Annotated in this window: 22 protein-coding genes; 9 read left to right on the top strand and 13 right to left on the bottom strand. The window is 75.4% G+C overall.

Annotation, left to right across the window (positions count from 1 at the left end; all coding sequences use genetic code 11):
• The first annotated feature begins 256 nt into the window (after nt 1-256).
• Entirely contained in the window at nt 257-646 is a 390-nt protein-coding gene (locus BLQ97_RS03530; protein WP_091363203.1) for an ATP-binding protein, read from the top strand.
• A gap of 81 nt (nt 647-727) precedes the next feature.
• Nucleotides 728-901 carry a hypothetical protein gene (locus BLQ97_RS23210; protein ID WP_175471568.1) on the top strand — a complete coding sequence of 58 codons (174 nt, stop codon included), beginning with the start codon at nt 728-730 and terminating at the stop codon, nt 899-901.
• Between the two features lie 48 nt (nt 902-949).
• Here BLQ97_RS23210 and BLQ97_RS03525 read toward each other — a convergent pair whose 3' ends face one another.
• Nucleotides 950-2,200, bottom strand: coding sequence for a CynX/NimT family MFS transporter (locus tag BLQ97_RS03525; protein ID WP_091363201.1), 1,251 nt, complete (start codon nt 2,198-2,200; stop codon nt 950-952).
• Between the two features lie 85 nt (nt 2,201-2,285).
• Between BLQ97_RS03525 and BLQ97_RS03520 the strand changes: the two genes are divergently transcribed.
• Genes BLQ97_RS03520 through BLQ97_RS03510 form a run of 3 tightly spaced genes read left to right on the top strand, consistent with a single transcriptional unit; the run spans nt 2,286 to nt 5,892 of the window.
• Entirely contained in the window at nt 2,286-4,562 is a 2,277-nt protein-coding gene (locus BLQ97_RS03520) for a xanthine dehydrogenase family protein molybdopterin-binding subunit (RefSeq protein ID WP_091363199.1), read from the top strand.
• Entirely contained in the window at nt 4,562-5,065 is a 504-nt protein-coding gene (locus BLQ97_RS03515) for a (2Fe-2S)-binding protein (protein ID WP_091363197.1), read from the top strand. Before BLQ97_RS03520 ends, BLQ97_RS03515 begins: the two co-directional genes overlap by 1 nt.
• Complete coding sequence (locus tag BLQ97_RS03510) at nt 5,062-5,892, top strand: FAD binding domain-containing protein (RefSeq protein ID WP_091363194.1); 831 nt, start codon at nt 5,062-5,064, stop codon at nt 5,890-5,892. The genes BLQ97_RS03515 and BLQ97_RS03510 overlap by 4 nt, the downstream gene beginning before the upstream one ends.
• Before the next feature lie 19 nt (nt 5,893-5,911).
• On the opposite strand, the gene BLQ97_RS03505 is transcribed toward BLQ97_RS03510, so the two are convergent.
• A complete protein-coding gene (locus BLQ97_RS03505; protein ID WP_091363193.1) occupies nt 5,912-7,225 on the bottom strand; it encodes a sulfate adenylyltransferase subunit 1 in 1,314 nt (437 codons plus the stop codon).
• Between the two features lie 99 nt (nt 7,226-7,324).
• Here BLQ97_RS03505 and BLQ97_RS03500 point away from each other — a divergent pair, with 99 nt between their 5' ends.
• On the top strand, nt 7,325-7,633 hold the full coding sequence (locus BLQ97_RS03500) for a hypothetical protein (RefSeq protein ID WP_175471567.1): 309 nt from the start codon (nt 7,325-7,327) through the stop codon (nt 7,631-7,633).
• Here BLQ97_RS03500 and cysD read toward each other — a convergent pair.
• The 6 genes from cysD to BLQ97_RS03470 all read right to left on the bottom strand — a co-directional run bounded on the left by cysD (nt 7,587) and on the right by BLQ97_RS03470 (nt 13,208).
• Nucleotides 7,587-8,495, bottom strand: a complete 909-nt coding sequence (cysD, locus tag BLQ97_RS03495; RefSeq protein WP_091363190.1) for a sulfate adenylyltransferase subunit CysD — start codon at nt 8,493-8,495, stop codon at nt 7,587-7,589. The two genes, BLQ97_RS03500 and cysD, sit on opposite strands and share 47 nt — an antisense overlap.
• Nucleotides 8,496-8,509: 14 nt before the next feature.
• A complete protein-coding gene (locus BLQ97_RS03490; RefSeq protein WP_091363189.1) occupies nt 8,510-9,244 on the bottom strand; it encodes an inositol monophosphatase family protein in 735 nt (244 codons plus the stop codon).
• Nucleotides 9,241-9,957 (bottom strand): PaaI family thioesterase, encoded by a 717-nt coding sequence (locus BLQ97_RS03485; RefSeq protein WP_091363187.1) that lies wholly within the window; start codon nt 9,955-9,957, stop codon nt 9,241-9,243. Before BLQ97_RS03485 ends, BLQ97_RS03490 begins: the two co-directional genes overlap by 4 nt.
• On the bottom strand, nt 9,947-11,566 hold the full coding sequence (locus tag BLQ97_RS03480; RefSeq protein WP_217637018.1) for a sensor histidine kinase: 1,620 nt from the start codon (nt 11,564-11,566) through the stop codon (nt 9,947-9,949). Before BLQ97_RS03480 ends, BLQ97_RS03485 begins: the two co-directional genes overlap by 11 nt.
• Entirely contained in the window at nt 11,563-12,327 is a 765-nt protein-coding gene (locus BLQ97_RS03475) for a response regulator transcription factor (protein WP_091363185.1), read from the bottom strand. Before BLQ97_RS03475 ends, BLQ97_RS03480 begins: the two co-directional genes overlap by 4 nt.
• Before the next feature lie 86 nt (nt 12,328-12,413).
• Nucleotides 12,414-13,208: a siderophore-interacting protein gene (locus tag BLQ97_RS03470; protein ID WP_091363183.1), complete on the bottom strand. Its 795-nt coding sequence runs from the start codon at nt 13,206-13,208 to the stop codon at nt 12,414-12,416.
• A 331-nt stretch (nt 13,209-13,539) separates the two neighbouring features.
• On the opposite strand from BLQ97_RS03470, the gene BLQ97_RS03465 reads away from it, so the two are divergent.
• Both BLQ97_RS03465 and BLQ97_RS03460 read left to right on the top strand, forming a co-directional pair.
• Nucleotides 13,540-13,749 (top strand): hypervirulence associated TUDOR domain-containing protein, encoded by a 210-nt coding sequence (locus tag BLQ97_RS03465; RefSeq protein WP_091363181.1) that lies wholly within the window; start codon nt 13,540-13,542, stop codon nt 13,747-13,749.
• A 9-nt stretch (nt 13,750-13,758) separates the two neighbouring features.
• Nucleotides 13,759-14,190 (top strand): DUF2795 domain-containing protein, encoded by a 432-nt coding sequence (locus BLQ97_RS03460; protein ID WP_091363179.1) that lies wholly within the window; start codon nt 13,759-13,761, stop codon nt 14,188-14,190.
• 24 nt (nt 14,191-14,214) lie between these two features.
• Here the strand turns inward: BLQ97_RS03460 and BLQ97_RS03455 are convergent, their stop codons facing one another.
• Entirely contained in the window at nt 14,215-15,540 is a 1,326-nt protein-coding gene (locus BLQ97_RS03455) for a coiled-coil domain-containing protein (RefSeq protein ID WP_091363177.1), read from the bottom strand.
• 155 nt (nt 15,541-15,695) lie between these two features.
• On the opposite strand from BLQ97_RS03455, the gene BLQ97_RS03450 reads away from it, so the two are divergent.
• Nucleotides 15,696-17,900 (top strand): LCP family protein, encoded by a 2,205-nt coding sequence (locus tag BLQ97_RS03450; protein WP_091363175.1) that lies wholly within the window; start codon nt 15,696-15,698, stop codon nt 17,898-17,900.
• Between the two features lie 93 nt (nt 17,901-17,993).
• Here the strand turns inward: BLQ97_RS03450 and pstB are convergent, their stop codons facing one another.
• From pstB to pstS, 4 genes are all read right to left on the bottom strand, one after another.
• A complete protein-coding gene (gene pstB / locus BLQ97_RS03445; RefSeq protein WP_091363173.1) occupies nt 17,994-18,773 on the bottom strand; it encodes a phosphate ABC transporter ATP-binding protein PstB in 780 nt (259 codons plus the stop codon).
• Nucleotides 18,774-18,825: 52 nt separating this feature from the next.
• Complete coding sequence (gene pstA / locus BLQ97_RS03440; protein ID WP_091363172.1) at nt 18,826-19,905, bottom strand: phosphate ABC transporter permease PstA; 1,080 nt, start codon at nt 19,903-19,905, stop codon at nt 18,826-18,828.
• Complete coding sequence (gene pstC, locus BLQ97_RS03435) at nt 19,905-20,855, bottom strand: phosphate ABC transporter permease subunit PstC (RefSeq protein ID WP_091363170.1); 951 nt, start codon at nt 20,853-20,855, stop codon at nt 19,905-19,907. Before pstC ends, pstA begins: the two co-directional genes overlap by 1 nt.
• 106 nt (nt 20,856-20,961) lie before the next feature.
• Nucleotides 20,962-22,080: a phosphate ABC transporter substrate-binding protein PstS gene (gene pstS / locus BLQ97_RS03430; RefSeq protein WP_091363168.1), complete on the bottom strand. Its 1,119-nt coding sequence runs from the start codon at nt 22,078-22,080 to the stop codon at nt 20,962-20,964.
• Nucleotides 22,081-22,293 lie beyond the last annotated feature (213 nt).

The following is a 22,293-nucleotide window of genomic DNA, read 5'->3' as shown; positions in this document are numbered from 1 at the left end:
TCGCCCGTCCCGGCGTCCTCGACCGGCTCTGCCACCGGTGCTGCGTCCACCGCTCCTCCTCCGCGTCGGCGACCGCGTGCGCGACCGTGTTGCGCACCATACTTCTGAACGCCCGTTGCCTGCAACGGCCGTGACGGGTGAGAGGCGTTGCGTGCAAGGGGGGTTGCGCTGGACCGTCGTGGAGAGGATGGTCGTGTCCCGTTAGATCTCGCACAACGGGCCGGTCGCACCCCGACCCGTCAGGGGGCTGCTCACCGTGTCCACGCTCACCGCCCGGATGGACCTGCCACCGGCCGCGCGCAGCGTCCCGGCGGCCCGCCACCTCGTCCACGAGCTCGTCCGCGCCTGGCAGGCACCGCAGGACGACGGCGACGTCGCCCTGCTGGTCACCGAGCTGGTGGCCAACGTCGTCGACCACGTCGGCGGCGAGGCCGTGCTCTCGCTGGAGGTGGAGCTCTCCGACGGCTGGCTGCGCATCGCGGTGGCCGACGGCTCGGCGGTGCGGCCCGTGGTGGGGGAGCTGCGCGGCGACCAGCCCCGCGGCCGGGGCATGCAGATCGTCGAGGCCGTGGCCGACCGCTGGGGGGCCGAGGACGCCGACGGCGGGAAGCGGGTCTGGTTCGTCGTCGGACCCCCGGTCGACTGAGGCACCGGCGGCCCGCGCGCGTTTCGCCCGAGGGGTCTCCGGGGACGGCTGTCGGGACCGATCCCCGACGGAGGAGACGCGATGAGCGAGCCCACCAGCCACACCGAGAGCGCCGGCGAGGGCCTCAGCGACGAGGAGATGGCGCAGACCGTCGCCGACCAGACCGACAGCGCCTCCGGCCACGCCTACCAGGCCGGCAAGGACTGGGACGGCGACCCGGCCCAGGCGCCCGCGCCGCCGGACGGCGACGCCTGAGCGGCCGTCCTGCCCGGCCCGCGCCGGGCAGGGCGCCGCGGGCGCCGGTCACCGGCCCGCGGCCGGCTCCGGCTCCGGCTCCCGCGACGGGTCGACGACGGCGTCGCGGGCGGCACCCCACCCCACCACCGCCATCGGCGCGACCAGCACCAGCAGCAGGGCGCACGGCCAGGTCCACCCGCCGGTGAGGTCGTGCAGCACGCCCAGCACGACCGGCCCCAGCGAGGCCAGCAGGTAGCCCAGGCACTGGGCGACCCCGCCCAGCCGGGCCGCGGTGAGCGGGGCGGCGCTGCGCAGCACCACCAGCGTCAGCGCCAGCGCGAAGCCGCCGCCCTGCGCCACGCCGAAGAGCGCCACCCACAGCAGCGTGCCGCTGCCCGGGGAGAACGTCAGGCCGGTCAGGCCGACCACGTAGGCGACGACCACGACGGCGACCAGGGGGCGCTGGCCGCGCGTCCGGCCGGCCACGGCGGGCAGCACGAGCGCACCCACCGCCCCCGTGCCGTTGGCCAAGGCCAGCATCAGCCCGCCCTCCCCGACGGGGATCCCCGCGTCGGCCAGCAGCGTGGGCAGCCAGGCGCCGACAGCGTAGAACTGCACGCTCTGCAGCCCGAGGAACGCCGTCACCTGCACCGCCAGCGGCACCCGCAGCAGTGCCCACGCCCCACCGGGCGGCAGGTCACCGGCGGCCGCCCGGGCGGCCGGGGAGCGGCCCGTCCCGGCCACCGGCAGCCACAGCGCCAGGGCGGCCAGGGCCAGCAGCAGCCACAGCGCCAGGGCTCCCCGCCAGCCCAGGCCCAGGGCGGCCCCGAGGGGCACGGTGAGCCCCGCCCCGGCCGCCGCCCCGACGTTGAGCGACGCCGAGTACAGGCCCATGACCGTGCCGGGGCGGGTGAACTCGCGCTTGACGTAGGCCGGCAGGAGCACGTTGGCCAGCGCGATCGAGGCGCCGGCCAGCAGGCTCCCGGCGTAGAGCAGCGCCACCGGCGGGAGCAGCCGCAGCGCGATCCCCGCCGCCAGGAGCACCAGGGACGCCGCGACGGCGGTCTCCAGGCCGATCCGGCGGGCCAGGCGCGGGGCCAGCGGTGCGAAGGCGCCGAAGCAGAGGACGGGCAGGGTGGTCAGCAGCCCGGCCGCCGCGGCGGACAGCCCGGTGTCGGCGCGCAGGTCCCCGAGCAGCGGGGCGGGCGCGACCACCGCGGGCCGCTGGTTGAGCGCCACCGCGACCACGGCCGCCACGAGCAGGAACCCGGCGAGGCGCGCGCGTGCGGGCGCCGTCGTCCCGTCCCGGTGGTCCATCGCGGCCACTCCACCACACCGGTGCCGGGACGGCCGGGTGGTCTGACAGAGTGAGCCGGACCACACCCCAGACCAGGGAGGCCGGATGAGCATCTTGGGGACCCGCGTGGTGCGGACGGAGGACCCCCTCTTCCTCACCCGCGGCGCGGTGTACACCGACGACCTCACCGACGAGCGGCTCGCGGGGGCGCTGCACGCGACCTTCGTGCGCTCGACCGTCGCCCACGGCCGGCTGCTGTCGGTCGACGTCTCCGCCGCCCGCGAGGCGCCGGGCGTCGTCGCCGTGGTCACGGCCGAGGACGTGACGGACCTCGTCCCGATCCCGCCGCCCTTCCCGTTCATCAATGCCGCGATGACCCGCCCCTGGCTGGCCTCGGACCGGGTCCGCTTCGTGGGCGACCCGATCGCCGTCGTCCTCACCGAGGAGCGCTACCAGGGCGAGGACGCCGCGGAGATGGTCGCCGTCGACATCGAGCCGCTGCCCGCGGTCGTGGGCACCGCCGCGGCGGCCGCCGACGAGGTGCTGCTGTTCCCCGAGGCGGGGACCAACGTGATGGCCGCCTTCGGCGAGCCGGCGCCGGCGGACTTCTTCGACGGCTGCGAGGTCGTCGTCACCCAGCCGATGGTCAACCAACGGGTGGCGCCGGTGCCGCTGGAGGGCCGGGCCGCGGCCGCCGCCTGGAGCGAGGACGGCCGGCTGACCGCCTGGTGCACCAACCAGGGCGCGCAGCAGGCCCGCGGCCAGTTCGGCGACTGGCTGGAGATGGACCCCGACCTCATCCACCTGATCACCCCCGATGTCGGCGGCGGCTTCGGCGCGAAGATCGGCGCCGACCCCGAGTACGCGTTCATCGCGTGGCTGGCCAGGCACGTCGGCCGGCCGGTGCGCTGGTCGGAGAGCCGGTCGGAGAACCTCATCGGCATGCTCCACGGCCGGGGGCAGGACCAGGTGGTGACCATCGGCGGGCGCCGCGACGGCACGATCGAGGCGTACAGCATCGTCTTCGACCAGGACTGCGGCTCCTACCCGCGGATCGGCGCGGTGCTGCCCACCCTGACGATGCTCATGGCGCCCGGCGTCTACGGCTTCCCGAAGGTGCACGCCCAGGCGCGCGCCCTGGCCACCACGACGACGTCGATCGGCGCCTACCGCGGGGCCGGCCGGCCTGAGGCGACCGCGGCGCTGGAGCGGGCGATCGACCGGTTCGCCGCCGAGATCGGGATGGACCCGGCCGACGTCCGCCGGAAGAACCTGCTGCCGGCGTTCAGCGAGCCGCACACCACCCCGATGGGCGCGACCTACGACACCGGGGACTACACCGCGGCCCTGGACAAGGCGCTCGAGGCCGCGGGCTACGCGGAGCTCCGGGCCGAGCAGGCCCGGCGCCGGGAGCGCGGGGACGTCCGTCAGCTCGGCATCGGGATGTCGGTCTACGTCGAGATCACCGGCGCCGACAACGGCGCGGGCACCGGCGAGGCCGCCTCCCTGGAGGTCCACCCCGACGGGACGGCGACCGTGCTCACCGGCACCTCGCCGCACGGCCAGGGGCACGCCACGGCGTGGGCGATGATCGCCAGCGACCAGCTCGGCATCCCGATCGAGAAGATCACCGTCATCCACGGCGACACCGACCTGATCCCGCAGGGCGGCGGCACGATGGGCTCGCGCAGCCTGCAGCAGGGTGGCGCGGCGGTGCACCAGGCCGCCGTCGAGCTCGTCGAGCTGGCCAGGGAGCGCGCCGCGGAGCGGCTGGAGGTCGCCCCCGGGGACCTCGTGGTCGACCTGGGCGTGGCCGGGCTCGCCGTCCGCGGCACACCGGGCACGGGGGTCAGCTTCGCCGAGCTGGCCGGCGACGAGCCGCTGCTGGTGCGGACCCGGTTCACCGCCGCGGCCCCGACGTTCCCCTTCGGCGCGCACGTGGTGGTCGCCGAGGTCGACGTCGAGTCGGGCAAGGCCGAGGTGAGCCGGCTGATCGCGGTCGACGACGCCGGCACGATCCTCAACCCGCTGCTGGCCGAGGGGCAACGGCACGGCGGCTACGCCCAGGGCGTGGCGCAGGCGCTGCTGGAGGAGGTCCTCTACGACGAGGACGGCAACCCGACGACGTCGACGCTGGCCGACTACCCGTTCGTCTCGGCCACCGAGCTGCCCACCTTCGAACTGGTCGAGATGGCCACGCCGACCCCGATGAACGCCCTGGGCGCGAAGGGCATCGGCGAGGCCGGGACGATCGGCGCGACACCGGCCGTGCAGAACGCGGTCATCGACGCGGTCGCCCACCTCGGCGTCCGGCACATCGACATGCCCACCACCCCGATGCGGGTGTTCCGGGCCATCCAGCAGGCACGGGGAGGCAACTGATGCAGGTCTCGATCACCGTCAACGGCCAGCAGCGGACCGACGAGGTCGAACCGCGGCTGCTGCTGGCGCACTACCTGCGGGAGGTGCGCGGGCTCACGGCGACCAACATCGGCTGCGACACCACCTCGTGCGGCGCGTGCACCGTGATCGTCGACGGGCTGTCGGTGAAGTCCTGCACGGTGCTGGCGGTCCAGGCCGACGGCGCGCAGGTCACCACGCTCGAGGGCCTGGCCGGGCCGGACGGCGAGCTGCACCCCGTGCAGCGGGCGTTCCGCGAGGAGCACGGCCTGCAGTGCGGGTTCTGCACGCCGGGCATGGTCATGGCGGCGGTGGGCCTGCTGGCCGACAACCCCGACCCCTCCGACCGCGAGGTCCGCGAGGGGCTGGAGGGCAACCTCTGCCGGTGCACCGGCTACCACAACATCGTGCGGGCGGTGCGGTCCGCCGCCCAGGCCGGGCCGGCCGCCGGCCAGGTGCCCCAGGTCCAGGAGGTCGAGGCGTGATCCCCTCGCAGTTCGACTACGTGCGGGTGCAGTCGGTGGACGAGGCCGTGGCCGCGCTCACCGAGCACGGTGAGGACGCCAAGGTCCTCGCCGGCGGGCACTCGCTGCTGCCGATCATGAAGCTGCGGCTGGCCGTCCCGTCGGTGCTCATCGACATCAGCGGCATCCGCGACCTGTCCTACGTGCGGGTGGAGGGTGAGGAGGTCGCCATCGGTGCGGGCACCCGGCACCACGAGCTGGAGCGGGACGCCGTCGCCGCGGCCGAGGTGCCGATCCTGCCGTACGTGGCGAGCCAGGTGGGCGACCCGCAGGTGCGGCACCGGGGCACCATCGGCGGGACCGTCGCGCACAGCGACCCGGCGTCGGACCTGCCGACGGCGCTGCTCGCACTGGGCGGCACCGTGGTGGTGCAGGGCCCGGGCGGGCGCCGCGAGATCCCGATCACCGAGTTCTGGCTGGGCTTCTTCGAGACGGCGCTGCAGCCCGACGAGCTGATCGTCGAGGTCCGGGTGCCGCGCACCGGGTCGGCCGGCTGGGCCTACGAGAAGTTCACCCGCCGGGCCAACGACTGGCCGATCGTCGCGGTGGCCGCCGTCGAGGGCCGGGTGGCGCTGGCCAACATGGCCGGCTCGGTGGTGCGGGCCACCGCCACCGAGGAGGCGCTGGCCCGGGGGGCCTCGATCGAGGAGGCGGCGGCGCTGGCCGACCAGGGCACCAGCCCGGGCGCGGACATGCACGCCGACCAGGAGTACCGCCGCCACCTGGCCCGGCTGCTCACCCGCCGGGCGCTGCAGCGGGCCTCCGGCGGAGCCGCCGCCGCGGCCTGAGCCGGCCGGGGTGCTCCCGTCAGCCGCGGTGCGGCGGGAGCATCCCGGCGGCCACGGTGGCGTTCGTGGCCTCGTCGACCAGGATGAACCGGCCGGTGACCCGGTTGCGGTTGTAGTCGTCGACGAACAGCGGCTGGGTGGTGCGCAGCCGGACCCGGCCGATGTCGTTGAGGCCGAGCTCGCCGGCCTCCTGGTCGCGGTGCAGCGTGTTGACGTCGAGCCGGTACACCAGCTCCTTGACCACCGCCCGCACCGAGCGGGTCGTGTGCTTGACCGCCAGCCGCTGGCGCGGCCGCAGCGGCTCCTCGGCCATCCAGCAGACCAGCGCGTCGAGGTCCTGGGTGGCCTGGGGCGCGTTGGCCGGGCGGCAGACGAGGTCGCCGCGGGAGACGTCGAGGTCGTCGGCCAGCCGCAGGGTCACCGCCATCGGCGGGAAGGCCTCCTGCACCGGGCCGCGCGGGCCGTCGATCGCCGCGACCGTCGTCGTCAGGCCGCTGGGCAGCACCTGCACCTCGTCGCCGACGCGCAGCACGCCGCTGGCCACGGTGCCCGCGTAGCCGCGGTAGTCGTGGTGCGCGTCGGACTGCGGCCGGACCACGTACTGCACCGGGAACCGGACGTCGACGAGGTTGCGGTCGCTGGCCACGTGCACGTGCTCGAGGTGGTGCAGCAGCGAGGGCCCCTGGTACCAGGGCGCGCGGTCGGAGCGGGTGACCACGTTGTCGCCGTGCAGCGCCGAGATCGGGACGACGGTCAGGTCGGGGACGTCGAGGCGGGCGGCGAAGGCGCTGAACTCGTCGGCGATGGCCTCGAAGGTCTCCTGCGACCAGTCGACGAGGTCCATCTTGTTCACCGCGACCACCAGGTGCGGCACCCGCAGCAGCGAGGCCAGGAAGGCGTGCCGCCGGCTCTGCTCGAGCATCCCCTTGCGCGCGTCGACCAGCACGATCGCCAGGTCGGCGGTGGAGGCGCCGGTGACCATGTTGCGGGTGTACTGCACGTGGCCGGGCGTGTCGGCGAGGATGAACGTCCGCCGCGGGGTGGAGAAGTACCGGTAGGCGACGTCGATGGTGATGCCCTGCTCGCGCTCGGCGCGCAGGCCGTCGGTGAGCAGCGCCAGGTCGACGTAGTCGCCCTTGCTGGCCCGCTCGATCGCCTCGTACTGGTCCTCGAAGACGGCCTTGCTGTCGTAGAGCAGCCGGCCGATGAGCGTGCTCTTGCCGTCGTCGACCGAGCCGGCGGTGGCGATCCGGAGGATGTCCTTGCGCGCGGTCGCGATCTCGGCCGCCTGCTCGGCGGCGGGCGAGTGGACGTCGACGACTGGCTCGGACATGCCCCCCATCATCCCCAGCCGGAGCGGACGGCAGCGTCCGGGGCCGGATCGGGGGACGCTGGTGTGAGGAGGGCCACCGGGCCCGCGGGAGGAGCGCGCGTGGGCGGCCTGGTGTTCCTCGTCCCGGTGCTGCTGGTGGTGTCGCTGGGCTACGCCGTCGCCTACGTGGCCGCCGAGGCCCTGGGCGTCGGCGCCCCGGAGGCCGTGGCCTGGCCGGCGGGCATGCTGCTGTTCGCCGTCACCGCCTGGGCGCTGCTGCGCTACCGGAAGCGCCGCCGTCGAGCGCGTGGTGCCCTGCAGCGTGGCCTCCCTGCAGGGGCCCGCCGCGAGCGCGCGAGTGGCGGGGGGCAGGGAGGTCCTTTCAGAAGTAGCCCTCCTTCTTCCGGTCCTCCATCGCCGCGTCGCTGACCTTGTCGTCGCCGCGGGTGGCGCCGCGCTCGGTCATCCGGGTCACCGCGACCTCGGCGATGACCTCCTCGACCGTCGTCGCCCGGGAGCGCACCGCGGCGGTGAGGTTGGCGTCGCCGACGGTCCGGTAGCGCACCGACTCGCGGAACACCCGCTCGCCCTCGCGCGCCGGGACGAACTCGTTGACGGCGTAGAGCATCCCCTGCCGCTCGACCACCTCCCGCTCCTGGGCGAGGTAGAGCGGCGGGATGGCGATGCCCTCGCGGGCGATGTACTGCCAGACGTCGAGCTCGGTCCAGTTCGACAGCGGGAACACCCGGATCGACTCGCCCAGGTGGATCCGGCCGTTGTAGAGGTCCCACAGCTCCGGGCGCTGGTTCTTCGGGTCCCACTGGCCGAACTCGTCGCGGAAGGAGAACACCCGCTCCTTGGCGCGCGCCTTGTCCTCGTCGCGCCGGGCGCCGCCGAACAGCGCGGTGAAGCCGTGCTCCTCCACCGCGTCGAGCAGCACCGGCGTCTGGATCCGGTTGCGGGAGCCGTTGGGCTCCTCCTTGACCTGGCCCTGCGCGATCGCGTCGGGCACCGAGGCCACCACCAGCTGCACGCCGAGCTCGGCCACCCGCTTGTCGCGGAACTCCAGGACGTCGGGGAAGTTGAGCCCGGTGTCGACGTGCATCACCGGGAACGGGATGCGCGCCGGCGCGAAGGCCTTGCGGGCCAGCTCCAGCATGACGATCGAGTCCTTGCCGCCGGAGAACAGCAGCACCGGGCGCTCGAGCTCGGCGGCCACCTCGCGGATCACGTGGATCGACTCGGCCTCGAGGGTCTCCAGCTGGGTGAGCCGGTAGTCGGGGGTCGTCACGCCCCCAGTGTCCGTCACGCGGGTGCGCGCACGGCGGCCAGGAGGCCGGCGGTCAACTCGGGGCGGCAGACCAGCAGGTCGGGCAGGGAGGGGTCGGGCTCGTTGTAGCGCAGCGGCGAGCCGTCCAGCCGCAGGGCGGTGAGCCCGGCGGCGAGGGCGACGGCGACCGGTGCGGCGGAGTCCCACTGGTACATGCCGCCGGCGTGCACGTAGGCGTCGACCTCGCCGCGCACCACGGCCGTGACCTTCCAGCCGGCCGAGCCGAGGGGCACCAGCTCCCCGCCGACCGCCGCGGCGGCCGCGGCCGCCTGGGCCGGCGGGCGGGTGCGGCTGACCGCGATCCGCGGTGCCCGGTCCGTGGTGGCCGGTGGCGGGGGCGCGGGGTCGGTCACCAGCACCTCGCCGACGGCGGGCAGCGCCACCGCGGCCGGCCCCAGCCCGCCGCGCACCCACAGCGCCACGTGGACGGCGAAGTCGGACCGGTCCGTCTCCCCGTACTCGCGGGTGCCGTCGAGCGGGTCGACGATCCACACCCGGCCGGCGCCTAGCCGGCTGCGGTCGTCGGCGGCCTCCTCGCTGAAGACGACGTCGTCGGGCCGGTGCGCGGCCAGCACGCCGGCGATCGCCTCCTGCGCCGCGGCGTCGCCGGCGTCGCCGAGCGCGCGTCCGGTCAGCCCGCCGGCGCGCAGCGCCACCAGCACGTCGGCGGCCGCCCGCGCGGCGGCGGCCGCGACCTCGACGTCCCTCACGCGGCACCGCCCGCCGGCGCGGTGGCGTCGGTGGGGCGCGAGGGCGGGGCGTGCCGGCCCGAGGCGTCGGTGATCTCCGCGAAGTAGGTGGCGCGCAGCTCCTCGCGCGGCAGCACGAACACGCCGCGGGCCTCGACCAGCGGCGTCCCCGGCGTCGCGGCCAGGGCGACGGTGCCGGTGACGACGACCTTGCGGCCCGCGTTCTCGGCGACGGCGGCGCGGAGGACGACGGGGGTCTCCAGCGGCACCGGGCGGCGGTAGTCCAGCTCCAGCCGCGCCGTCATGCCCCACAGCCCCGCGCGGATCGCCGCGACGCCCAGCGCCTGGTCCACGACCAGGCCGCTCATCCCGCCGTGCAGGAACCCCGGCGGACCCTCGTAGGCCAGCCCGAACGAGGTCTCGGCGACCACGCCGTCGGCGTCCTCCCGGAACCGGATCGGCGGGGCCAGCGCGCTGCCCACCCCGGTGACCGGGTTGTAGACGCGGCGGAAGGCGAGCAGGTCGTCGAGGACGGGCAGCTGGGTGGCCGGGCGGGTGCGCGCGGCCAGCCGCCCGCGGGCGGCACGGACGGCGGCGGCGACCTCGCGCAGCTCGGCCGGGGGCACCGTGGTCCGCACCGAGGCGTCGACCAGGCCGCGCAGCGCGTCCCCGAGGTCGGCGACCGCGGCCATCAGCTCGGGGTCGTGGACAGCGCCCTCGGCGTCAGGAGTCACCCGCGGACGGTAGCCCGGACGGCGGCCGCGGCTGCCCGGCGGGCTGCTCGGGCTGGGGCGCCGTCCCGTCGCCCCCGGCCGGGCCGGAGCGGGGCAGGCGGACGGTGAACACCGCCCCCCGGCCGGGTGCGGTGTCCAGCGTGACGTCGCCGCCGTGCGCGGCCACCAGCGCGGCCACGATGGACAGGCCGAGCCCGGTGCCGCCGGCGACGCGGCTGCGGGAGGCGTCGGCGCGGTAGAAGCGCTCGAACACGCGCGCGGCGTCCTCCGCCGCCATGCCGGGCCCCTCGTCGGCGACCCGCAGCACCACCCGGTCGCCCCCGCCGCTGGTGTCCTCCCCGACCGAGACGCGCACCGCGGCGGTGGGTGGGGTGTGCACCAGCGCGTTGGTCACCAGGTTGCCGACCACCTGGCGCAGCCGGGCCTCGTCGCCGAGCACCACCGGCACCTCGGTGAGCGAGTCGTCCAGCTGCAGGGTGACGGGCCGCTCCGGCTGCAGCACGCGGGCGTCGTGGACGGCGTCGCCGGCGACCTCGGCGAGGTCCACCGGCGTGATCGTCAGGGGCCGCTGCTGGTCGAGGCGGGCCAGCTGCAGCAGGTCCTCGACGAGCACGCCCATCCGCGCGCCCTCGCTCTCGATGCGCTGCATGAGCCGGGCGGTCTCCTCCGGGGTGCCCACCGCGCCCTGGCGGTAGAGCTCGGCGAACCCGCGGATGGAGGTCAGGGGGGTGCGCAGCTCGTGGCTGGCGTCGGCGACGAAGCGCCGCATCCGCTCCTCCGAGGCGCGGGCCTGCCCCTCGGAGGCCTGCTGGGCGCGGAAGGCGCTCTCGATGCGGGCGAGCATGCCGTTGATCGCCTGGGACAGCCGGCCCACCTCGGTCCGGCCGTCGCCGGGCGGCACCCGCTGGGAGAGGTCGCCGGCGGCGATGGCCTGCGCGGTCCGCTCGACGGCGGCCAGCGGGCGCAGGCTGCTGCGCACCAGCCCGTAGCCGGCCAGCCCGAGGACGGCGAGCACGACCAGCCCGACGACCACCTCGATGAGCACGAGCTGGCCGATCACCTCGGCGTCCCGGTCGCGGTCGGTCCCGACGACCACGACGGGCCCGCCGGGCAGTTGCTGAGCGGTGAGCCGCCAGGCGCCGTCGCCGTCCGCCGAGTCCACGACCGCCTCCCGGGCGGGCCCGCCCCCGGGCTGCCCGGGGGCGTCGCCGTCCCCCTCGTCGCCGTTGCCCTGCAGGAGGTCGGTGACGACCCCGGCGTCGACCTCGGGCAGCTGGTCCTCCGACGGCGGCCCGAAGACGACCACCAGCACGCCGTCGTCGGGCCGCAGGCAGGCGACGTAGGTGTCCGGGACGACGTAGCGCGTCGGGGGCTGGTCCTGCCAGCACGCGGCCATCACGTCGGGGTTCTGGCGTGCCGCACCCAGCGTGGCGCCCAGGTCGACGTCCTGCTGCTGGCCCAGGTAGCGGTGCAGCAGCGAGGTGGCGGTGACCCCGGTGGCGGTGAGCGCGACGGCCACCAGCACCAGGAGCAGGGCGACCAGCGTGACGCGCAGCGGCACCCGCGGGAGGCGGGTGCCGCTGCGCTCGTCGGGCCGCGGTGCGCTCACGTGCCGCGGGGCAGCCGCAGGGTGTAGCCCACCCCGCGGATGGTGTGCAGCAGGCGGGGCTCGGTGGTGTCCACCTTGCGGCGCAGGTAGGAGATGTAGGACTCCACGACGTTGGCCTCACCGTTGAAGTCGTAGTTCCACACGTGGTCGAGGATCTGCGCCTTCGACAGCACCCGCCCGGCGTTGGCCATCAGGTAGCGCAGCAGCTTGAACTCGGTGGGGGAGAGGCTCACGACGCTGCCGTCCTTGACCACCTCGTGCGACTCCTCGTCGAGCTCGATGTCGGCGAAGGTCAGCCGCGGGCTCGCGGCGGCGCGCTGCTGCGACGAGCTGCGCCGCAGCACCGCCCGGATCCGCGCGAGCACCTCGTCGAGGCTGAACGGCTTGGTGACGTAGTCGTCGCCGCCGAGGGTGAGCCCGGAGACCTTGTCCTCGGCCGCGTCGCGGGCGGTGAGGAACAGGACGGGGGTGTGCCGGCCGCTCTCGCGCAGCCGCCGCACCACGCCGAAGCCGTCCAGGCCGGGCATCATCACGTCGAGCACGAGCAGGTCGGGGCGGAAGGACGACGCCAGTGCCAGCGCCTGCTGGCCGTCGGCCGCGGTGGCCACCTCGAAACCGGCGTAGCGCAGGCTGGCGGAGAGCAGCTCGCGGATGTTGGGCTCGTCGTCGACCACGAGGAGGCGTGCCTCCGGCGTGGTGGCTCGCGCGTCGCGGCTCCCGGTCACGATCTCTCCCGTGGGACGCCTGGCTGCCGTGGTCATGCCGCGAGCGTGTCGCCCGGGCCTGCACCCGTGCTGGACGCTACCTGTGAACTCCCTGGGTGCCTGCTCCCTACCCCGCCCGCTCCCTACCCCGCGGGGGCCATGGCGCGGCCACGGCGCCAGTAGCCGATCGCGTGGTGCTGGGCGCGGGACAGGCCCCAGCGGCCGCGCAGGTCGGCGCGCACCGCCCGGACGGCGGCCGACTCGGCGGCCACCCAGGCGAAGACGTCCGCGCCCTCGGGCCGGTCGAGCGCGGCGACGGCGTCGGCCAGCAGCGTGCTCTCGCCCGGCGCGGTGCCGCCGCGGTGCAGCCAGCGCACCTGCACTCCGGCCGGAGCGGCCAGCGGCTGCTCCTCGCGGCCGTCGGCGACCTCGACCAGCGCCAGGCCGCGCGTGGCCGGGTCGGCGGCGCCCAGGATGCGGCCGATCGCCGGCAGCGCCGTCTCGTCGCCGGCCAGCAGCACGGTGCCGGCGGGCCGGTCCCCCAGCGGTCCGCTGCCGGCGACCCCCAGCAGCGCGCCCGGCTCCGCGGCACCGGCCCAGGAGGCCGCGGGGCCGTCGCCGTGCAGCACGAAGTCGATCTCCACCTCGCCCCGGCCGGCGTCCTGGCGGCGGGCCGTGTAGCTGCGCAGGCTCACCCCGTGGGCACCGGCGGGCCAGACGATGCGGCCGTCCCGGGCCACCGACGGCCAGCGGGGGTCGGCGTCGCCCACCCGCGGGACGAGCAGGTTCACCGTGGGCCCCGCCGCGGTCACGGCGTCCGCGGTGCCCGAGAGGACGACCCGGCGCACCGACGGCGTCACGTCGGCGACGGACACGACGGTGAGGACGTCGACCGGCCGGGGGTCTCCGGGCAGCGGCACGCCGGCGGGGGAGGTCACGCCGGCGAGCGTAGGGACCGGGAGGGGCGCGGGCCGACCCGGCCGACCCCGGGGGAATGAGGTCGACCGGGCCGGCGATCGAGGACGGGGCCCCGTCACCGTGGGTGACGTAAACTGCGCTCTCAGCAGCAGCTTCGTCCGGCGCTGCCCCGTCGACGTGAACGCTACGTGACGACGGCCGGAGCGCCAGTGCTCGTCCGGGTGATCGTCGCGGTCGGCGGGGTGACGCGCGTCGCTCCCGCCCCCGGCGGGGTGTCGCCACCCCGGGGATGTGTGCCCCCTCCCCGCGGCGGGCAGGGCAGTGCCACCCACCGAGACGAGGAGGCCGGGGATGGCCGACGACTTCAGGAAGGGCGACCACGTCGCCTGGAAGAGCCACGGCAGCGAGACCGAGGGCACCGTCCAGAAGAAGATCACCGAGGAGACCGAGGCCGGTGGCCGGAAGGTCAAGGCCAGCCCCGACGAGCCGCAGTACGAGGTCGAGAGCGCGAAGAGCGGCAAGACCGCGGTGCACAAGCCCTCGGCGCTGAAGAAGAAGTAGGAGGTCACCGTGAGCGAGACCGACGACCAGTTCGCCGGCGTGTCGTCGCGCAGCGACAAGCACAACCCGCGCGTCGACGAGGAGCTCGAGCACGAGATCCAGGGGATGCTCAAGGCCGGGCACGCCACGCGCTCCGAGGAGTTCCGCGAGGTGGAGCCGGTCGCCGAGGGCGAGCCGGACACCGCGACGAGCCCGAACAGCACGTTGATCGGCGGGGTTCCGGTCGGCATGACCGAGGACGCCGTGGTCGCCCGCGCGGAGCTGGCGCGCTGGCTGGTGCGGGCCGACTTCCCGGCGGACGGGCCCGGCCTGGTGGAGGCGGCGCTCGACCACCGGGCGCCCGACGCCGTGGTGGCCGAGCTGCAGCGGCTGCCCGACGGGGAGACGTACGAGCGGATCGGCGACGTCGCGCGGGCGCTCGGCTACCCGACCGAGACCTGACCGCCGGACCGACCGCGAGGGGGCTCAGGAGCCGGTGCGCTCCTGGGCCCCCTCGGCGTCCTCGTCGGTGCTCTCGTCGGCGATCTCGTCCCGCCCGCGCCGGCGGAAGAGCTTCGAGCCGGGGAAGCCCTTCACCACCTCGCGGATGTCCTGCATCGTGTCGACGAGGTCGTGCACGTCGGTGCCGACGTCGCCCAATGACTCGAGCACCGGCAGCACGGACTCGTCGAGGTGGGTCACCAGCGTGGGCAGCCGGTCGACGAGGGTGACCAGCGCCTCGACCTCGTGCGGCTCCAGCGTCTCGGCGAGCCGCTGCACCGACGGCGCCAGCGTGGTCAGGGGCTGCTCGTAGCGGCCGAGCAGCGGGTCGATCCGGGTGACCAGCCCCTCGGCGCCCCCGACCGCGCCGTCGGCGCGCTGCTGGGTGCTGGCGACGGCGGTGATGGCGTCGTCGGCGCGCTGTTGGGTGTTGCCGACGGCGGTGATGGCGTCGTCGGCGCGCTGTTGGGTGTTGCCGACGGCGGTGATGGCGTCGTCGGCGCGCTGTTGGGTGCTGGCGACGGCGGTGATCGCGTCGTCCGCGCGCTGCTGGGTGTTGCCGACGGCAGTGATGGCGTTATCCGCGCGTTGCTGGATCTGCTCGACCGCGCCGATGGCCGCGTCGGCGCGTTGCTGGGTGCTGGCGACGGCGGTGATTGCCTCGTCCGCGCGCTGCTGGGTGCTGGCGACGGCGGTGATCGCGTCGTCGGCGCGCTGCTGGGTCTGCTCGACCGCACTGATGGCGCCGTCGGCGCGCTGCTGGGTCTGCTCGACCGCACTGATGGCGCCGTCGGCGCGCTGCTGGGTCTGCTCGACCGCGCCGATCGCGGCGTCCGCGCGCTGTTGAGTCTGCTCGACCGCGCCGATCGCGGCGTCCGCACGTTGCTGGGTCTGCTCGACCGCACCGATGGCCGCGTCAGCCCGCTGCTGGGTGCCGCCGACGGCGGTGATCGCGGCGTCCGCGCGCTGCTGGGTGCCGCCGACGGCGGTGATCGCGTCGTCGGCACGGCGCTGCGTCCCGCCGACCGCGTCGATGGCCCGGTCGACCGCGTCGACGGTGGCCCCGACCCGGCCCACCAGGTCGTCGGCGGACCGGCGGGTGCCCTCCACGGCGGCCACCGCGCCGTCGACCCGGTCCACCAGTCCCTCCGCGCGGCCGACGACCACGTCCACCCGGTCGAGCAGCCCCTCCAACCGCCGCACCGCCTCGGCCAGCCGGGGCACCAGCGCGAGCGCGTCACCGAGCCCCTCGCGCAGGTGCTCGACGGCACCGAAGACGTCGGACGGACCGGGGATCGACGGCAGCCTCACGCGGCGACGCTACGTCCCGGCGCCGTCCCGTGCCCGGCCTCCGCCCGCACGCCCGCCGCCCCGGGTGCGCGAGGACGGCGTCCCGGCGGGTCCACCGGCACGTTCCCCGCCGAGGAGCCCTGCGGGCCGTATCGTTGTGTGCTGCCGCGCGTGCGGTGCGCAACGGTACGGACGACGACGATGGGAAGTCGACACCGGTGGGGGACGAGCGCGGGCGAGACGGCCGGGCCGACGGCCGCGGCGGCTCCGGCGACCCCGGGCCGGTCACCGTCGAGCAGCTGCTCGCCCGCTCCGGCGGCGCCACCGGTCGCCGGGCGGCCCGCCGCACGGGTGAGGTCCCCATCCCGCTCGAGCCGGGTGAGTCCCTGCCCGCCCACCGCGGTCCCCTCCCACCCGTCCCCGGCGAGCGGCCCGCGGCCGCCGACCGGCGGCCCGCCGCACGGCCCGATCCCGTCCCGCCCGCCGACAGCGGCGCGCGCCGCGGGCTGCCGCCGGTCCCGGTCGTGCCGCCGGGGGTGCACCCGTCCCAGCCGGTCCCGCCGCTGCCGGGCGGGCTCCGGCACTCCGGGCCGGTCCCGCCGCTGCCCGGGACCCCCGCCGCCGGCGGGCGGCCCCCCGTGCCGCCCGCACCCGCCGCCCCTCCCGGGGTCCGCTGGTCGCAGCCCGTCCCGCCGCTGCCGGGTGGTCCCGCCGGCGGGGTGCGCCACTCCGCCCCGGTGCCCCCGCTGCCCGGCCTGCCCGGTGACCGTCCCGGCGCGCCGCCGCTGCCCGGCACCAGCACGACCGGCGTGCTGCGCTCCGCGCCCGTCCCACCGATCCCCGGGCTGACGGCGCCGGCGATGTCCGGCGCCGGCAGCACCCGCCGCCCGGCGCGCCCGCGGCCCGAGCGCAGCCCCGGCCGGCGCCGGCTGGTGCGGCTCGCCCTCGCCCTCGCCGCACTGGTGGGCGTCGTGGTGACCTACCACGCCGGCCTCTACGTCTACGTCGACCGCGACGTCTCCCGCGTCGCGGCGCTCGCCCCCGACGCGCCCGAGGTCCTCGTCCCGCAGCTGCAGGAGCGCTCCACCACCTACCTCGTCGTCGGCACCGGACTGCCCGGCGCCGAGGGCCCGGCGGCGGTGACCACCCTGCTGGTGCACGTCGCCGCCGACGGCAGCCGCGCGGTGCTGGTCAGCGTGCCGCCGACGGCGCTGGTGGACACCCCCGGGTGTCGCGGCGACGACGGCGCGTTCCGCGAGCCGGAGACCGAGGCCTTCGCCGCCTCGCTCCTGGCCGGCGGGCCCGCGTGCACGGTCCGCGCCGTGCAGCAGCTGTCGGGACTGCGGGTCGACCACTACCTGGCCGTCGACCTCGGCCGGCTGCCCGCGATGGTCGACGCGATCGGCGGGGTCAGCGTCTGCCTGCCCACCGCTCCCACCGCGGGGTCCGCGCTGGCGCTGCCCGCCGGCACCTCGGAGCTGACCGGCGGGCAGGTCTCGCGCTACCTCTCGCCCGGGGACGCCGGCTCCGACGTCACCGGCGCCGCCGCGGCCGAGCGCACCGAGCGGCTGCTGTCGGCGACGCTGCGCTCGGCGATGACCGTCGGCACGCTCGGCAACACCGTCGAGCTGACCCGCTTCCTCACCCGCGCCGCCGACGCGATCACCGTCGACGAGCAGACCACCCTGGGCGACCTCCGCACGCTGGCCGACGCGCTCGGGGAGCTCGACGGCGAGGCCGTCCAGCGGGCGTCCCTGCCGGTGGCGCAGGTCGGCTACGTGCCCGCCGGCAGCGACCAGGCCTTCGTGCTGCTCGACGGCGCCGGCGTCCGGTCGCTGTTCGACTCCGTCATCGAGGACAGCGCGGTCCCCGCCGAGCTCGCCGCCCCGGTGGTCGCCGCGGCCACCGCGCCCGCCGACCCGGCCGCCACCCCGGCGCCCACCGGCGCCGAGCAGCCGGCCGCCACGCCCGCGGCGCAGCCGCTCACCCTGGCCCCCGCCGCGGTCACCGTCGACGTCCTCAACGGCACCGCCACCTCGGGCCTGGCCGCCACGGTCGCCGACCTGATGCGCCAGCAGGGCTTCACCGTGGGCGAGGTCGGCAACGAGCTCGGCACGGTGAACCAGACCGTCGTCCGGCACGGGCCCGGGGTCCTCGAGCAGGCGCGCACCGTCGCCGCCGCCGTCCCCACCGCGGTGCTGCAGCCCAGCGACGCGATCGGCAACACCGTGCAGCTGGTCGTGGGCCCGGGCTACTCCGGCGTCGTCCCGGTGCAGGTCGCCGCCCCGGTGCCGTCGGCCCCGGAGACGCCGGCCGCCGACACCCCGGCCGCCGCGGAGACCAGCGCCCCGGCGAGTGCCGAGCCCGTCAGCTGCGGCTGAGCGCGTCCGCGGCAGGTGCCCACGCCGCGCACCGGGCGCCCCGCCGTCCGCACCGGGTGCTCACGGTGCGAGCCGGGCGCCGACGCGGGCGGCTCAGCCGAAGCGGCCGGAGATGTAGTCCTCGGTCGCCTTCTGGTCGGGGTTGCTGAAGATCTTCTCGGTCGGGTTGAACTCGATGAGCCGGCCGGGCTGTCCGACGCCGTTGAGGTTGAAGAAGCCGGTGGACTCGCTGACCCGCGCCGCCTGCTGCATGTTGTGCGTGACGATCACGATGGTGAAGCGGTCCTTGAGCTCGGTCATGAGGTCCTCGATCGCCAGGGTGGAGATCGGGTCCAGGGCCGAGCAGGGCTCGTCCATGAGCAGCACGTCGGGCTCGACGGCGATGGCGCGGGCGATGCACAGCCGCTGCTGCTGGCCGCCGGAGAGGCCCGAGCCGGGGCGGTCGAGGCGGTCCTTGACCTCGTTCCACAGGTTCGCGCCGCGCAGCGACCGCTCCACGACGTCGTCGGCCTCGGACTTCTTCATCCGCCTGCTGTTGAGCCGGTTGCCGGCCAGCACGTTCTCGTAGATCGACATGGTGGGGAACGGGTTGGGCCGCTGGAACACCATGCCGACGTGCCGGCGGACGTCCACCGGGTCGACGTCGGCGCCGTAGAGGTCCTGGCCGTCCATGACCACCTTGCCCTCGACCCGGGCGCCGGGGATCACCTCGTGCATCCGGTTGAGCGAGCGCAGGAAGGTCGACTTCCCGCAGCCCGAGGGCCCGATCAGCGCGGTGATGCTGCGGGGCTCGATGGCGACGTTGACGCCCTCGACCGCCAGGAAGTCGCCGTAGTAGATGTTGAGGTCGGAGACCTCGATGCGCTTGGCCACGTGCGTGTCCTCCGTGTCAGTCGATCCGTGTCGGTCGGTCCGTGCGAGTCGGTCAGCGACCGGTCTTGGGGGCGAGGAGACGGCTGATCAGGCGGGCGACGACGTTGAGCGCCATGACCAGGATGATGAGGACCAGGGCCGCCGTCCAGGCCCGGTCGAGGAAGGCCTGGGTGTCGGTCCCGGGCTGGGTGAGCTGGTAGTAGGCGAACACCGGCAGGGTCGCCATCCGCCCGTCGAACGGGTCGAGGTTCGTGCCGGTGATCAGGCCGACGGTGACCAGCAGCGGCGCGGTCTCGCCGACGACCCGGGCGACGGCCAGCGTGACACCGGTGCCCAGGCCGGCGATCGCGGTCGGCAGGACGACCTTGACGATCGTGCGCCACTTCGGCACACCGAGGGCGAGGCTGGCCTCCCGCAGCTCGTTGGGGACGAGCTTGAGGACCTCCTCGCAGGAGCGGACGACGACCGGGATCATCAGCACCGACAGCGCCACGGCGCCCATCACGCCGAGCCGGACGTCGTTGCCGAACAGCAGCGTGAACAGCGCGAAGGCGAACAGGCCGGCCACGATCGACGGGATGCCGGTCATCACGTCGACGAAGAAGGTGATGGCCCGCTTGAGCCGGCCGGTGGCGTACTCGACCAGGTAGACCGCCGTCATCAGGCCGATCGGCACCGAGATCGCCGTGGCCAGCGCCGTGATGACCAGCGTGCCGAGGATCGCGTGGTAGGCCCCGCCGCCCTCGCCGACCACCCGGAACATCGAGTTGGTGAAGAAGGTCGCGTCGAAGCGCGCCAGGCCGTTGCCCAGCACGGTCCAGACCAGCGACACCAGCGGGACCATCGCGAGGGCGAAGGCGGTGGTCACCAGGCAGGTCACCAGCCGGTCGGTGGCCTTGCGGCGGCCCTCGACGGAGCGGGCGGCCAGGTAGACCGCCAGCGTCCCCAGGACGACGCCGTAGACGACGGTCGAGGCCAGGCCGGACCCGGTCAGCGCGGACACCCCGGCACCGAGGGCGAGGCCGGCCAGGTAGAGGCCCAGCGGGGCGAGGCGGGGCAGGCGGCGCTCGACGCGGACCGGCCTGCTGGGCGGCACGGGGGCCGGGGCGGCCGGCCGGGTGTCGGTGCTCATCAGTTGGCTCCGGAGAAGTCGGCGCGCCGGTTGACGATCCAGCGGGCGAGCATGTTGACCGCGAGCGTGATGACGAAGAGCACCAGGCCGCTGGCGATCAGCGTGTTGATCCCCAGGCCGGTGGCCTCCGGGAACCGCAGTGCGATGTTCGACGCGATGGTCGAGGGGTTGGAGCTGCTGATCAGGTTCAGCGTGGCGCCGGCGCCGCCGGACAGGACGATGGCGACCGCCATGGTCTCGCCCAGCGCCCGGCCCAGACCGAGCATGGCACCGCCGATGACGCCGGACTTGCCGTAGGGCAGGACGGCCATCCGGATCATCTCCCAGCGGGTGGCGCCCAGCGCCAGCGCCGCCTCGCGGTGCAGCGCCGGCGCCTGGCTGAACACCTCGCGGGAGATCGCCGAGATGATCGGCAGGATCATCACCGCGAGCACCAGGCCGACGGTGAGCATCGTCCGGCCGCTGGTGGAGGCGGGACCGGCGAAGAAGGGCAGGAAGCCGAGCGTGTCGGCGGCCCAGACGTGGAGGGGCACGAGCGCCGGCGCCAGGACGGCCAGGCCCCAGAAGCCGTAGACGACGCTGGGGATGGCCGCCAGCAGGTCGATGACGTAACCCATCCCGGTCGCGACACGCCGCGGCGCGTAGTAGGTGGTGTAGAGCGCGATCCCGACGGCGAGGGGCGTGGCGACCAGCAGCGCGAGCACCGCGCCGAGCAGCGTGCCCAGCACGAGGGGGGCGACGTAGGCGCCCAGGCCCTCGCCCCCGGGGACGTCCTCCGCCGGCGCGGTGAGGGCGGGGACCGCCTCGCTGACGAGGAAGGCCGCGACCCCGGCGAGGACCAGCAGGATGAAGATGCCGGAGGCCTTGGCGCTGCCGGCGAAGATGCGGTCGCCCGGCCGGCGGACGGCCCGCTGGGACCTGGGCTCGGACGGGGCCTTCGTGGCGGTCACCGCTGCTCCGTGGGATCGATCAGGTGGGTGTCGGGTGCCCGTCTCCGGGCGGCGCGGTGGCCCGGGGCGTCGTCGGACGCTCCCGGGCCACCGCGGGCGGGGTGTGTCAGCCGGCGCTGATGGCGTCGACCGCGGCCTGGGCCTGCTCGCGCAGGGAGTCCGAGATCGGCGCGTTGCCGGCGTTGTCGGCGGCGGCCTGCTGGCCGTCCTCGCTGACCACGTAGGACAGGAAGGCCTGGACGTTGTCGGCGGTGGACTGGTCGTCGTACCGGACGCAGCCGATGTGGTAGCTGACCAGGACGATCGGGTACTCACCCGACCCCTCGGTCTGCCGGTTCACCTCGATGGCGAAGTCGTACTCGCCGCGGCCCTCCACGGCCGGGCTGTTCTCGACGACGGCGGCCGCGGCCTCGGCCGACGGCGCGACGAACTCGCCGCCGACGCCCACGCGGGCCACCCCGAGCTCACCGGCGCGGCTGGCGTCGGCGTAGGTGACCGCACCGACGGTGCTCTCGACGACGCCGATCACGCCGGAGGTGCCGTTGGCGGCCTCGCCACCGGGCAGCGGCCACACGCCGTCGGGCTCGGCGGTCCACACGTCACCGGCGGTCTGGAACAGGTAGTCGGTGAAGTTGTCGGTGGTGCCCGAGTCGTCCCCGCGGTGCACCGGGGTGATGGGCTGGTCGGGCAGCGTCGCGTCCGGGTCGTCCGCGGCGATGGCCGGGTCGTTCCAGTTCGTGATGGCGCCGGTGAAGATGCCGGCGATCGTGGCCGGCTGCAGGTCGAGCTCTTCGACGCCCTCGAGGTTGAACACCACGGCGATCGGCGAGACGTAGTTGGGCAGCTCGAAGACCTCACCGCCGCCGCAGCGCTCCTGCGCGGCGGTCAGCTCCTCGTCGTCCAGCGCGGCGTCGGAGCCGGCGAAGTCGGTGGAGCCGGCGATGAACTGCTCGCGCCCGCCACCGGAGCCGACCGGGTCGTAGCTGAACTGGACGTCGGGGTGCTCACCCTCGAAGCCGGCCTGCCAGGCCTCCATGGCCGCCTGCTGGCTGCTCGCGCCGGCGCCGACGAGGTCGCCGCTGAGCTCCTGCGCGCCGGCGTCGCTGCTGCCGCCGCCGCTCGAGGAGCCGCTGGACTCGTTGGCCGCGCCGCAGGCGGCGAGCGCGAGGGTGCCGGCCAGCGCCGTCGAGAGGACAGCGGCGCGGGACCTGGTGCTGAGCGTCAACCCAGTGCCTTTCGGGAGAGGGGACCCGGACGTCGTTGCCGGGCTGTGGGACCAACGGTCAGCGACGGTAGGCAGCGCAGGTGGCCGGTCTCGGGTGCGTCGGTGAACGGTCGGTGAACGCCTGCGGAGGCTCTGCCGACCGGGTGACGGCGACGTTCCGTCGTCCGGGTGAACGACCGCGTGTCGAGTGGCCGGGGGCACACCCGCGCGGGA

The organism is Geodermatophilus telluris, from assembly GCF_900102745.1.
In the GTDB taxonomy this organism is placed as follows: Bacteria; Actinomycetota; Actinomycetes; order Mycobacteriales; family Geodermatophilaceae; genus Geodermatophilus; species Geodermatophilus telluris.
The sequence above is the reverse complement of the archived record's forward strand: the minus strand, read 5'-3'. Positions and strand labels throughout refer to the sequence as shown.

Excerpts from the sequence above, each read along its gene's own strand:
- BLQ97_RS23210 (WP_175471568.1), top strand. The coding sequence starts at position 728 with ATGAGCGAGCCCACCAGCCACACCGAGAGCGCCGGCGAGGGCCTCAGC.
- BLQ97_RS03525 (WP_091363201.1), bottom strand. The coding sequence starts at position 2,200 with ATGGACCACCGGGACGGGACGACGGCGCCCGCACGCGCGCGCCTCGCC.
- BLQ97_RS03520 (WP_091363199.1), top strand. The coding sequence starts at position 2,286 with ATGAGCATCTTGGGGACCCGCGTGGTGCGGACGGAGGACCCCCTCTTC.
- BLQ97_RS03515 (WP_091363197.1), top strand. The coding sequence starts at position 4,562 with ATGCAGGTCTCGATCACCGTCAACGGCCAGCAGCGGACCGACGAGGTC.
- BLQ97_RS03505 (WP_091363193.1), bottom strand. The coding sequence starts at position 7,225 with ATGTCCGAGCCAGTCGTCGACGTCCACTCGCCCGCCGCCGAGCAGGCG.
- BLQ97_RS03475 (WP_091363185.1), bottom strand. The coding sequence starts at position 12,327 with ATGACCACGGCAGCCAGGCGTCCCACGGGAGAGATCGTGACCGGGAGC.
- BLQ97_RS03465 (WP_091363181.1), top strand. The coding sequence starts at position 13,540 with ATGGCCGACGACTTCAGGAAGGGCGACCACGTCGCCTGGAAGAGCCAC.
- pstA (WP_091363172.1), bottom strand. The coding sequence starts at position 19,905 with ATGAGCACCGACACCCGGCCGGCCGCCCCGGCCCCCGTGCCGCCCAGC.